This is a genomic window from Paenibacillus sp. NPDC056722, from assembly GCF_042790635.1.
Lineage (GTDB): Bacteria > Bacillota > Bacilli > Paenibacillales > Paenibacillaceae > Paenibacillus_AQ > Paenibacillus_AQ agri.
Genome location: NZ_JBHTYV010000004.1, coordinates 121,497 through 133,535, shown reverse-complemented (window position 1 = coordinate 133,535; position 12,039 = coordinate 121,497). Strand labels below are relative to the sequence as shown.

The 12,039-nt window shown below is 41.8% G+C and carries 10 protein-coding genes; 5 read left to right on the top strand and 5 right to left on the bottom strand.

The features are described 5' to 3' along the window. The first annotated feature begins 234 nt into the window (after positions 1-234). From ACFRAM_RS12010 to ACFRAM_RS12000, 3 genes are all read left to right on the top strand, one after another. Positions 235-855: a thioredoxin family protein gene (locus tag ACFRAM_RS12010; RefSeq protein ID WP_379466052.1), complete on the top strand. Its 621-nt coding sequence runs from the start codon at positions 235-237 to the stop codon at positions 853-855. A 171-nt stretch (positions 856-1,026) separates the two neighbouring features. Further along, positions 1,027-2,463, top strand: a complete 1,437-nt coding sequence (locus ACFRAM_RS12005) for an alpha/beta hydrolase family protein (protein ID WP_379466051.1) — start codon at positions 1,027-1,029, stop codon at positions 2,461-2,463. 96 nt (positions 2,464-2,559) lie between these two features. Continuing rightward, a complete protein-coding gene (locus tag ACFRAM_RS12000) occupies positions 2,560-3,996 on the top strand; it encodes an alpha/beta hydrolase family protein (RefSeq protein WP_379466050.1) in 1,437 nt (478 codons plus the stop codon). A 60-nt stretch (positions 3,997-4,056) separates the two neighbouring features. Here the strand turns inward: ACFRAM_RS12000 and ACFRAM_RS11995 are convergent, their stop codons facing one another. Then, on the bottom strand, positions 4,057-5,022 hold the full coding sequence (locus ACFRAM_RS11995; RefSeq protein ID WP_379466049.1) for a MerR family transcriptional regulator: 966 nt from the start codon (positions 5,020-5,022) through the stop codon (positions 4,057-4,059). A gap of 199 nt (positions 5,023-5,221) precedes the next feature. On the opposite strand from ACFRAM_RS11995, the gene ACFRAM_RS11990 reads away from it, so the two are divergent. Further along, entirely contained in the window at positions 5,222-6,655 is a 1,434-nt protein-coding gene (locus ACFRAM_RS11990) for an alpha/beta hydrolase (protein ID WP_379466048.1), read from the top strand. Positions 6,656-6,681: 26 nt separating this feature from the next. On the opposite strand, the gene ACFRAM_RS11985 is transcribed toward ACFRAM_RS11990, so the two are convergent. From ACFRAM_RS11985 to ACFRAM_RS11970, 4 genes are all read right to left on the bottom strand, one after another. Further along, entirely contained in the window at positions 6,682-7,668 is a 987-nt protein-coding gene (locus ACFRAM_RS11985; RefSeq protein WP_379466047.1) for a MerR family transcriptional regulator, read from the bottom strand. A 200-nt stretch (positions 7,669-7,868) separates the two neighbouring features. After that, the gene (locus ACFRAM_RS11980; RefSeq protein WP_379466046.1) at positions 7,869-8,456 is read right to left on the bottom strand and encodes a hypothetical protein; all 588 of its coding nucleotides are present in this window, start codon (positions 8,454-8,456) and stop codon (positions 7,869-7,871) included. Between the two features lie 32 nt (positions 8,457-8,488). After that, entirely contained in the window at positions 8,489-8,899 is a 411-nt protein-coding gene (locus tag ACFRAM_RS11975; RefSeq protein ID WP_379466045.1) for a GNAT family N-acetyltransferase, read from the bottom strand. Positions 8,900-9,471: 572 nt separating this feature from the next. Beyond that, positions 9,472-10,827 carry a DJ-1/PfpI family protein gene (locus tag ACFRAM_RS11970; protein ID WP_379466044.1) on the bottom strand — a complete coding sequence of 452 codons (1,356 nt, stop codon included), beginning with the start codon at positions 10,825-10,827 and terminating at the stop codon, positions 9,472-9,474. 385 nt (positions 10,828-11,212) lie between these two features. On the opposite strand from ACFRAM_RS11970, the gene ACFRAM_RS11965 reads away from it, so the two are divergent. After that, positions 11,213-11,941: an MORN repeat-containing protein gene (locus ACFRAM_RS11965; RefSeq protein ID WP_379466043.1), complete on the top strand. Its 729-nt coding sequence runs from the start codon at positions 11,213-11,215 to the stop codon at positions 11,939-11,941. Positions 11,942-12,039: the final 98 nt, after the last annotated feature.

Sequence of the window (12,039 nt, the reverse complement as noted above, 5' to 3'; positions counted from 1 at the left end):
AAAATGATACGAAGCTGTTTGAAAGTGAGCTGTAAGTTAGTAATGCATAAATAAGTCGTAGCAGGGCTGTATTTGTTGTCTATGCTGAGCCTAATTCGGGTTTTGGAGAGCTGCAGAGCAATGTTATTGCATCCATTCGCGGGAGAGTACGTAGCTTATCTTTCATGTTTTTGTTTTTTGACGTATAATACCAAGTAAACAGATGCGCATTTCATTTATTGGGAGGATATACTTATGAGTACACAACAAACAGCAATTTCAGCTGAGAGATTGCAAAAGGCTTTTGCAGATGGTCTTACATTTGAACAATTTGTCGCTCAGGCTGAGGTGAATCAGGAAAGATTAAAAACGAATTTTGAAGGCTTTGAGCTAAACGATGAAGATCGGGCTTATTTCGCAGCATGGGCTGAACCGGTAAATGTACTGGTGTTGGCTCACGATTGGTGCGGCGATGTTGTGTCCAATTTACCGCTCTTTGCAAAAATTGAGCAGGAAACCGGCAAGCTGAAGCTGCATATTTTGAACCGTGATCCTGATAATCTTGATATCGCAGAATTATACCCGCATCCAGATGGCAAAAGCCATATTCCTACGTATGTGTTTTTTAATGCTAAGGGAGAAGAGCAGGGCATCTTTATTGAAAGACCGGAACAAATTACAGCCTTGTTCCCTACGTGGGGAGCGCAGTTCTGGGACCTGAATCCGGAATTGGAAGGACGGAATCAAGCGATTGCTGAATTAGACCCGGCAGTGAAACAGGCTTATTATAAATATTTGCTTTCACAGCGTGCAGATACTAAGGATGTCGAAAAACAAGGAATCATCAGCATCATTCAATCCATCGTAAAATACTGACTTACTGATTATTGCCGCCGCAGTTTGGCGGTTTTTTTGTGCAGTCACAGACGTCAAATGGTCTTTACGAATCATTTTTACAGGAAGCACTTGTACCTCCACCCACTGGAGAATGTAAGCTGTGTTTTAGCTAGCGGCTAGCAGTCAACTATACACGGAGGTGCAATGCATATGAGGTTTTTTGAAGTTTTGATTGTTGTTTTCAATATATTGTTGATCGGCTGGATTCTATTATTCAAGAACAAATCGCAACGAGGACTGCTTATTGGCTTCGGTGTTTCCGCCATCATTATGTTGGTGCATGGGGTTATTGAAGGGATGCGCTGGCCGATGATTCCGGCTTATGTCATGACGGCGTTGCCACTCGTGATCTTCGCTGTCAGTTTGAAATCGAAGTCTCGCCAAGCGGGGAAACAGACTGCTCGAAAAAGATCCATTGTGAAGCTCGTCTTGCTGACTTTGCTGACCGTTATTTATTCAGCTGTGGCGGTAGCCTTGCCGGTATTACTTCCCGTATTCACCTTTAATAAGCCGTCAGGCCCTTACAAAATCGGCACAGTCACTTATGATTGGAAAGATGATCAGCGGGACGAAGTCCTCACCCCAGAGACGAGCGGCAAGCGCGAGTTAATGGTCCAAGTCTGGTATCCTGCTGATGCAAAAGCGAAAGGAAAAACAGAATTCTATCATGCTGAGCCTGATATTTTTGCGGAAGGATATAGTAAAGTTTTTAATATGCCCAAGCTATTGTTTACGGCTTTCGGTAAGGTTCGTACACATGCCATAGAAAATGCGGAAATTTCCAATGTGGAGTCGTCTTATCCGGTGCTTATTTTTTCGCATGGCCTGAGCGGAACTAAAATGCAGAACACCTTTCAGGTTGAACAATTAGTTAGTCATGGTTACATTGTAGTGGGCATAGATCATACCTACAGCAGTACAGTTTCCATTTTCCCTGATGGGCGTGTGGCGTATTATCAACCGATAGACATGACATCCACTGGCCCCATGGATAAATTGAATGATCAATGGGTAGGGGATGCTGAATTTGTGCTGGATCAAGTAGAGAAGCTCGCGGCGAATGATCCGGAACATCGTTTTACAGGCCGGATGGATATGAATAATGTGGGGATGTTTGGCCATTCCTTTGGCGGGGCAACAAGCGTTCAAATGGTAATGAAGGATTCAAGAGTGAAGGCCGCTATTAATATGGATGGAGTGCTATATGGTAAACTGCGTATTCCGGGAGAAGGACTGAACAAGCCGTTTCTGATGATGAGTGCTGATAGCAGCCTGGAGGCTTTACAAAGCACGGATAATAGTGAGCTCTCTGCTCTTGGGAAGAAACTCATGGAACGCTTTGATCATATAGCTGACGGTGGTAATTACTGGATGACCATAAAGAACATGACACACATGGGCTTTACCGATATTTATCTGCTCTCACCATTGTTTCAATTCCTTCAAAAGGGCAATATTCGAGAGGCTCACAGCCTTATTAATGATTATTCGCTGGATTTCTTCGATTATTATTTAAAAAAGAAGCCACTTCGGCTACTAGAACAAAATATCGGTGAGTATTCGGCGTTCACGCTTCAAAAAGACTGATATGAAAAAAAGACTTGAATCTCCACCTACTGGAGATTGTAAGCTGTATATTAGCTAGTGCTAGCAACTTACTATCAACATGGAGGTTCAATGCTTATGAGGTTTTTTGAAATTGTGTTGCTTGTTTTCAATATTTTGCTGATGGGCTGGATTCTATTTTTCAAGAACAAGACACAGCGTAGTTTTCTAATTGGATCCGGGATTTCCGTCATCCTTATGCTGCTGCACGGGATCATCGAAGGCATGCGCTGGGCGATGATTCCGGCGTATGTGTTGTCGGTAGTGGCATTATTGTTGTTCGTTGTCAGATTGAGATCGAAGTCTCGCCAAGCGGGGGAACAGCCTGCCCGAAAAAGATCCATTGTAAAGCTCGTCTTGCTGACCTTACTGACTGTTATTTATTCAGCTGTAGCGGTAGCCTTGCCGATATTACTTCCCGTATTCACCTTTGATAAACCAACGGGTTCTTACAAAATCGGTACAGTTACTTATGATTGGAAAGATGATAGCCGGGACGAGGTCCTCACGCCAGATCCAAATGACAAACGCGAGCTAATGGTACAAATCTGGTATCCTGCTGACGCCAAAGCGAAAGGGAAGACTGCGGCCTATCATTCGGATGCCAATGCATTTGCGGAGGGATATAGCAAGATGTTTAACTTCCCTAAACTGTTATTTTCATCTATAGGTTATGTCAAGACACATGCCATAGAGAATGCAGAAATTGCAAATGCGGAACCGTCCTACCCGGTGCTTATTTTTTCGCATGGTCTGACTGGGAATAAAATGCAGAACACTTTCCAAGTGGAACAATTGGTTAGTCATGGTTACATTGTGGTCGGCATAGACCATACCTATAGCAGTACCACTTCTGTTTTCCCGGATGGACGGGTAGCCCCATTAATTATGCAAGACATAAAGTCTATTACCGATCTGGATAATGCCAATGAACAATGGGTAGAAGATGCCAAGTTTGTATTGGATGAGGTTGAAAAGCTGGCGGCCAATGATCCAGACCAACGTTTTACCGGCCGGATGGATATGAATAATGTGGGGATGTTCGGCCATTCCTATGGCGGAGCGACAAGTACGCAAGTGTTGATTGCGGATTCCAGAATTAAGGCAGCCATTAACATGGATGGTGTATTATATGGCCAGCGGATTATTCCGGAAGAAGGGCTTGGCAAGCCGTTTATGATGATGAGTGCGGATTCCAGTGTAGAGAATATTAACTCCACTACAGAAGGCAGCCCGATCGATATGAAGAAGGAAGTCCTGCCGCGGTTCGCTAATATCACTAAGGGCGGTAACTATTGGATGATTCTGAACAAGACGACGCATATCAGCTTCACTGATTTTGTTCGGTTCTCACCACTGTTCCAATTGATGCAAGGACGCAATATTGGAGAGGCTTACAGCCTAATTAACGATTATTCACAGGACTTCTTCGATCATTACTTGAAAAATCAGCCTTTCCGGCTATTGGAGCAAAATATTGGAGAGCATCCGGATTTTACGATTTTACATGACTAATTATAACTATGAACAGCCCAAAGGTCTTAGTCTTTGGGCTGTTCGTTGTTATAGGTTATGCTACAAATTCATCTTTCGCTGCAAGTTTTGAAAGAACAGGAGATTCCCTTCTGAGAATAAATTTATTTGAGGACTCATGATGGAACATAGCCTGTTGAGGCGTTCAATAAGAGGTGTACGAGTCTGCCGGGCATGTTTCATATAGGATTTTAGGAAATCCTCGTTATAGATGGTTTGTTCTACATTGCCGTATAGCGAGAACGACTCTTTAATGATCGCCTGAACTTCAGGACTGTCAGCTGGCTTTTTGGTCTCCACTGCTTGGGTCAATCGAAGATAAAAATGATCCAGTTTCTTGATCCATGTAGCTGCATCATAGCGGGGCTGAAGTTCTTTAATGAAGAAAGTATAGTTAGTGTTTTTCACATCTTCGAAATATTGAGGATCATTTAAGATTTCTTGCAGCTCATTCCAGGCGGCTATTTGTTTCGCTGTTGTTTTCTCTTGATTCACAATATATTTATTGAAATAATGCAGCATAGGATCCTGCCATTCTGGAGGAACTCCATCAAAGAGATCAGAAGATTCCACTTTCTCGACAATAAATTGGTTGCGTTTATCAGTATTTGATGCCTTAGCTTGAACGAGATCGTAAATGTAATTTATGGATGAATCCCCTTGTTGCTGCTTTGCTTGTTGTAAAATAGAGATCATATTCGTAAGCGCGCTAACCTGAATGGACAATGATTCAATCTGCCAATCGAGTGCTTTGTCAACCGATAAGGCCCCGGATAAGAGCTGACTGATGTCTTCGATACCAAAATCCAAATAGCGTAGCGTTGTAGTAAGCTCCAAACGCCGTATATCTTCCATCGTGTATAACCGGTGCCTTCCCTCGGTATGAGTGGAGGGTTTAACTAATCCAATCTCATCGTAATATCGGATGGTTCTGACCTTAGACCCAATCATTTTGGCAACTTCCCCGATTGAAAAGGTCTGTAGTTCTATATCGCTGTCTGAATACAAATGATGCGCCTCCAATGCTAGAACTTCGTCTTCATGACTAAGGATTTAATGCAATTATACTGCGCACTGCTTATTGAATTCCAGCCGTATTTCCTGCATTAAGATAGAATCAAAAGGACTCGAATCTCACTTCCTGGAGATAATAAGTTGTATTAGCTAGTGCTAGCAACTTACTATCGATATGGAGGTTCATTTGCGTATGAGGCTTTTTGAAATTGTGTTAGTGGTTTTCAATATTTTATTGATGGGCTGGATTATATTCGCTAAGAATAAGACACAGCGCGGCCTGTGCATTGGATTCATGATTTCCGCCATCATTATGTTGGTGCATGGAATCATAGAAGGTATGCGCTGGCCGATGATCCCGGCGTATGTGTTGACGGCTGTGCCACTTATTTTTTTCATTATCAGATTGGGGCCGAAGTCTCATAAAGCTGGAGTACAAACACCTCGAAAAAAATCAACTGCAAAGCTCATTGTGGTGATCTTGCTGACTGTTATTTATTCAGCCGTAGCGGTAGCCTTACCGCTCGTGCTTCCCGTATTCACCTTTGAGAAGCCAAGAGGTCCTTACAAAGTCGGTACGGTTACTTATGATTGGAAAGATAATAGCCGGGACGAGGTCCTCACGCCTGATCCTAATGACAAACGTGAATTAATGGTACAAGCCTGGTACCCTGCTGACGCCAAGGCGAAAGGGAAGATCGGAGCCTATCATTCGAACATCAAAGCCTTTTCTGAGGGATATAGTAAGATGTTTCATGTCCCTAAGATGTTGTTTACTTCTATAGGTTATGTGAAGACGCATGCGATAGAGAATGCAGCAATTTCTGATGCAGAGCCGTCCTACCCGGTGCTTCTATTTTCTCATGGTCTAACTGGGAATAAAATGCAGAATACCTACCAGGTCGAACAATTGGTCAGTCATGGTTACATCGTGGTCGGCATAGATCATACCTATAGCAGTACCGCTTCTGTGTTCCCGGATGGACGGGTGGCACCATTAATCCAGGAAGAGAGCAAATCCATCACTGATCTGGATCATGCCAATGAGCAATGGGTAGAGGATGCCAAATTTGTACTGAATCAGGTGGAGAGGCTGGCGGCGAATGATCCAGACCAGCGTTTTACCGGCCGGATGGATATGAATCATGTGGGGATGTTCGGTCATTCCTTCGGCGGAGCGACCAGTGTGCAAATGTTAATGACGGATTCCAGAATCAAGGCAGGGCTTAACATGGATGGCATATTATATGGCCAGCGGCGTATTCCGGAAGAAGGGCTGAGTAAGCCGTTTCTGATGATGAGTGCGGATTCCACTGTAGAGTATATTCATACAAGCACAGATGGCCCGATTGATATGAAGAAGGAAGTCCTACCGCGGTTTGATAATATCACTAAGGGCGGAAACTACTGGATGATTCTGAACAAAACAAGGCATGGCAGCTTCACCGATTTTGTTCTATTCACACCGGTTTTCCAATGGATGCAGGGAAGCGATATTCGAGAGACCCATGATCTCATTAGCGATTATTCGCAGGATTTCTTTGATCATTACTTGAAAAAGAAGCCGTTCCGTTTAATAGAGCAAAATATCGGAGAGCATCCGGATTTTACGATTTTACATGACTAAATATAACTTTGAACAACCCAAAGGCCTTAGCTTTTGGGCTGTTCGCTTGTTTGGTTATCTAATTTCAGCTTCCGTTGCAAGTTTTGAATAAACACAAGATTTGCTTCTGCGAGCAAGTTTAATTGGGGGCTCATAATGGCACATAACCTGTCTATGCGTTCAATAAGAGGTGTACGAGTCTGCTCGGCCCGGTCGAGATAGGATTTAAGGAAATCCTCGTTATAGAATGTTTCCTCCGTATTCGCATATAGCGAGAGTGTCTCTTCTATAATGGCCTGAACCTCAGGACTGTCAGCAGATTTCTTTTTCTCCACCGCTTGCGTCAATTGGACATAGAATAGATCCAGCTTCTTGATCCAGGTATCTGCATCATAACGGGGCTGAAGTTCTTTGGTAGAAGATGCAAAGCCCGTATTTTTCACATCTTTTATAAACTGAGGATCGTTGATGATTTCTTGCAGCTCATTCCAGGCGGCTATTTGTTTTGGTGTAGTTTTTTCTTGTTGGACAATGCATTTATTGAAAAAATACAGCATGGGATCCTGCCATTCCAAGGGAACTCCGTCAAAGAGTTCAGTAGCGGCCACCTTTTCGGCAATAAACTGTTTTCGTTTTTCAACATTTGATGCTTTGGCTTGAACAAGATCGTACAGATAACGCATGGAATCCCCTTGCTGCTGCTTCGCTTGCTGTAAAATAGAGATCATATGAGTAAGCGCATTAACCTGGATGGAGAGGGACTCCATCTGCCAATCGAGTGCTTTATCGACCGATAAGGACCCTGATAAAAGCTGGCTGATATCTTCAATGCCAAAATCCAGATAGCGCAGCGTTGCTGTAAGTTCTAGACGCCATATATCTTCCATTGTATATAAGCGATGTTTACCCTCTGTATGGCTAGTGGACTTCACTAATCCAATTTCATCGTAGTAACGAATGGTTCTGATTTTAGATCCAATCATCTTGGCCACTTCCCCAATGGTAAAGGTCTGCGCCATATCTCCTGAATTCATATCCTCTTGATCCTGCAGTTCGTTCTCGTTGTTCGAATACAAAGGATTTCCCCCCAATGATGTCACTCTCTATCAGTACTAACTATAGGTTTAGTAATCATTATACTGCTCAGATCACTCATCTTCTACTTGGGGGAATATTCCAGATCTGATATGTGCCAAAACTCTCATCTGTATTTTATAAAAGCTGGCTGTTTAAGCTACCGCAAGCCTTTACTAAATATCCATGAGTAAAAGAGCTCTTGTTGAGGCTTGATATATTCGTAATCAGACAGTGTTGTTGCATGATCAATAAGTTCTACTGCCTCAAGCATAACTTGTTGTGGTGTTTTATCGTTAATATCGATTTCAAATTCATTGATGAGTAAGGGCCTGGTTGGGATTTTTAAATACATATTTTCAAGAAGTTCAACATCGACAAGTCCACCAGTTTCGCGATTAACCATTTGATTTAAATTCTGTTCATAGTCACTACATACAAGCTTTAAGGTTATATAGTTAAAGCCTTTGAAAACCTCTGGGATATCTCTTGTTCTTAAATCGTCAAAATCTAATCCAATGATATTTTTGTATCCCAACGTATTAAAATTTTTAAGAAGCGCAACTGTATTTGACCAACAGGTTTCTTCTTCAAACGCCCCAGTGATCTCCGTCTCGCCATCAAGCGTTAAAAATTCAGGAATCATATTTTGTTCAATATAAACACTCTTGTAGTGTGTAAATAGTTGTTTAGCTAGAGTCGTTTTACCTACACCGCTTGGTCCGATAATAAAAATAAAGTCTCTCATGTAATTGTTCACCACGATTATTGGTATGGATGTTAGTTTGATTTTTTTGTAAGAAGTATTTCCAATGGTTGTGTGTCAAGTATTAAGCATCCTGCATCTTTGTATCCTAGTTTTCTATAAAAATGTTGGGCTTCCTCATCAGCCTGAGTGGATGTCATAATCAGATTGTAGCCCTTTTGCTTCATTTGTTCTTCCCAGAAGAGGAGAGCTTGCGTTCCTACCCCCTTGGCTCGATATGGTTCATCGATCCAAATCATGTTTAAGAAAGGGATGTTGTCCCAAAAGTAGCCATACCTCATCCATCCGATATTCTTTTCATCCTGATTCCGTAGAATATACATCTCATTTTCCTTTATTTTTGTCAGTATTAAGCTCTCAGAAATATGCTGATCACGGTTTCGGATGTATTCATAGTCTGAGTCAGTTGCATAGACGATCCTCAACTTTATTCCTCCTATATGCCACACTAAAATCTAATGATATTCTAACAAAACCCAATTAAACACAAACAATAAAGAACGTTTTTAATTAAACTCTACTGTCCGTTTACCTAGAATACGTTAGAGATATCAATCTTGAGGAATTTAGCAAATTCATTTATAATCCGAAGCTAACTAGCAAAAAGCCGCATTGCAACAATCAAGATACGGATTCCAAGACATGCTCAACCTAATCGGGGAGATTTGGTAACAACTTACAAGATATTGAATCTATTGGTTCTGAACAAAATTATGCAGTTACGCTCCAAGCAGAAGATCGGAATGTAAGACCGGGTACGCATGTTTACACAGTCACAGCAGAAAATCGTACAGCAAATACAAGAGCTGATGTTGTCGGTCCTATATCGTTTAGTGGAATAGCCGTAAAAACGAGAACCTAAAAACCACTTACATTAATAACATCTCTAGTTGTCTCATTTTCGTTGCCAAGGAACTGTACTTCATGCTTATATGAAAAAAGGCTGCATGAAAAGCCACTTCGTCATGAAGTGACTTTTTTTTAAGACTGATGGGGACTATCCTTGTTTTTTTCTGCCGAATAAACGTCTATCAATAAATAACGCAAAGATCACAGCGAGCATACTAAGTAAAACAGGTATACCAAACGCTTCAAGGGAGAAAGGCTTACCTTCAAGCTTCAGGTGGTCTGTGGCACGATATTCAAGACGTTTCGCGGCAAATTTCGCAGTTTGAACATCTTCCTGTTTAGCCAAATCCTCAAATGCAGGATCCATCGCAAATCGCTCTGACATATCACGGTGTAGGAATAGTAACTCTGCACTATTGCCGCTGTTATTCCATTGCTTAATGTCCTCGGCCGCTTTAGTCTCAGCATCTGAACCAACGACAATCATTTTAGAGAGATTAGATACGTTTTGTGTCTGATAACGTGCGACTAGATTCAGGCCATGCTTCGTTACAATGGGTTCATTTTTACTGGATACCGTAAGTGTTCTTGTCGTCCCGGAAGCACCGTATGTATCAAATGCAGCCGACAAATCGAGTTCATCCGCGCCATTGTACAAGAGTACACCTGCTTTAGGTTTGTTCCATTGAAAAGCATTATTTAATACGTATGTAATATCGCTAATTCCGGCATTAAAGGGTTTTACATTTGGATCTATAACGTAGTTATAAGAAGGATAGTTCATATTTTCTGCTATCTTTTTTGCAGCCGCATCACCCAACTGCTGCGAGATAACGTATAGAGTAGCATCAATTCCTGAGGTCAGACCCGCGGAAGATATGATATTTCCTTGCGGCACGTAACGTTGATCCTTAATCCACTGAATGTCTGGGTATTTTTTAATCAGGCGGTTAATATCTCCCCAATGTGTAGTGGCTGATTTACTCTTTAATAGTCCGGTATCGGCCAGGTTTTCTGCTCCATTACAAATAGAGAGTAATATCGTATGGTTGTTCGAATGCTTTTGAATCCATTCACGAACGGGTGCATACTTTGTATCGTTCAGAATCGGCATAAAAGGAATGACGATAATATCCGGACTTTTACCTAACATCGTATCCATCTCGCTGAATGAATGATGCGGGATAACATCCAGCCCCCCGGTAAGCGATTTGATTTTACGATCTGGAGCAACACCATACACATTGTAAGCTTCTGTCATCGCAAACATCTCGTAAGGAACGAGGAAGTCGAATACCTCTGTCACTTCGTTCGCCAGTAGCACTGCCACTGTTGGTTTACTGATGTCATATGGGGGTGTTTGTACATCCGCTAATGAAGGCGGGGTTTTATCGTAAAGTGACATCCCGGAATTCATTGTATGGATAAATCCGATAGCTCCTGTTCCTCCCATGATTAATATAAAGACGATTAGAAAGAGGGTGATGCGTAATACGGTTTTCATTTGATTTTCTCCTCAGCGGCAAATTATCTAGCCAGTAAAATATAACAAGCGGGGCGGGATTTATCATCAGCCTTGAGGGTGGAGTGGAGCTGGACCTAATGAGGGGAAGGGGCTAGCCTTAAGTCTGTGACATTTTTTACACAAGACTCTTTCGGGCTATTATGATCTCTTATAGTGAAAATAGTTTGGATTCAAATAAAACATGCAAATGACGGGTAGTCTATTTTGCAGTGTGATCAAGATTTACTTCATATATTTTATGCGGCCAAACAACTCAATTGTGCTATAGGCTACGGGGGATTCCAGCTACACAAAGACCAATATTCTTTTTGTTTAATTATGTATAATATAGGAGGATTAAATATAGCTCATAAAGGGGTATGAAATGAAGAAAAAATGGATTCTATTTTTAGCAACTACAATTAGCGTAACAACGGCGCTGTCTGCAGCTGTTCCTGTTTCAAATGCTGGTGCTGAATCGGTGAAAGCGACAACGAGTTATTCCAATGCTGTCTATTACGGGGAAACGAAAAACGATCTGCCGAATGGAAAAGGAAAATTAGAATGGAGTGACAAAAAGTGGTATTCGGGCGAATTCGTACAAGGCAAACGCTCAGGTACTGGAAAGTATTATAACGAATACATAGGTGAATATGGAAGAACATATCGGCTTGTCTATAATGGGGACTGGAAGAATGACCGGATGAACGGCTCAGGCACACTGACTGAAAAAATCACGGAGGCGTCCGGAGAAGTGATTCAAAATAGTATTACATCGGGCGAATTTGTTAACGATGTTTGGAAAAGCGGTTATAAAGTTAGACATGCTGTGGCAGATCCTGATTTCGAATTTATTTACAAGGGGAACGAGACGACGATATCCATCTGGGATACCAATGGAAGTCTTTTAGAACATTGGAAAGAAGGCAAGCTATTCCGTGTGCAATATCAAAAAGGATCTGTGTATAAAGAATATTGGATTTTTCCAACAGAAACAGCTAAAGAAGAAAAAACAAAGCAAGCCTCTATCAGATATTTGCAAAGTATTACTTCCCAGGTCGCTCCGTACCTGAAGAAGTTTGAGCAATTTGCCAAGCAAGTGCCTCTTAAATGAAAAGCAAGTCCAAAAAGCCCGCATTCCCTGCGGGCTTTTCTATTTTTATAAAACCAATATTTTTCCCCTCGAATAATCGATTTTTCGCTGTACGAGGT

Excerpts from the sequence above, each read along its gene's own strand:
- ACFRAM_RS12010 (WP_379466052.1), top strand. The coding sequence starts at position 235 with ATGAGTACACAACAAACAGCAATTTCAGCTGAGAGATTGCAAAAGGCT.
- ACFRAM_RS12005 (WP_379466051.1), top strand. The coding sequence starts at position 1,027 with ATGAGGTTTTTTGAAGTTTTGATTGTTGTTTTCAATATATTGTTGATC.
- ACFRAM_RS12000 (WP_379466050.1), top strand. The coding sequence starts at position 2,560 with ATGAGGTTTTTTGAAATTGTGTTGCTTGTTTTCAATATTTTGCTGATG.
- ACFRAM_RS11990 (WP_379466048.1), top strand. The coding sequence starts at position 5,222 with ATGAGGCTTTTTGAAATTGTGTTAGTGGTTTTCAATATTTTATTGATG.
- ACFRAM_RS11985 (WP_379466047.1), bottom strand. The coding sequence starts at position 7,668 with ATGAATTCAGGAGATATGGCGCAGACCTTTACCATTGGGGAAGTGGCC.
- ACFRAM_RS11980 (WP_379466046.1), bottom strand. The coding sequence starts at position 8,456 with ATGAGAGACTTTATTTTTATTATCGGACCAAGCGGTGTAGGTAAAACG.
- ACFRAM_RS11970 (WP_379466044.1), bottom strand. The coding sequence starts at position 10,827 with ATGAAAACCGTATTACGCATCACCCTCTTTCTAATCGTCTTTATATTA.
- ACFRAM_RS11965 (WP_379466043.1), top strand. The coding sequence starts at position 11,213 with ATGAAGAAAAAATGGATTCTATTTTTAGCAACTACAATTAGCGTAACA.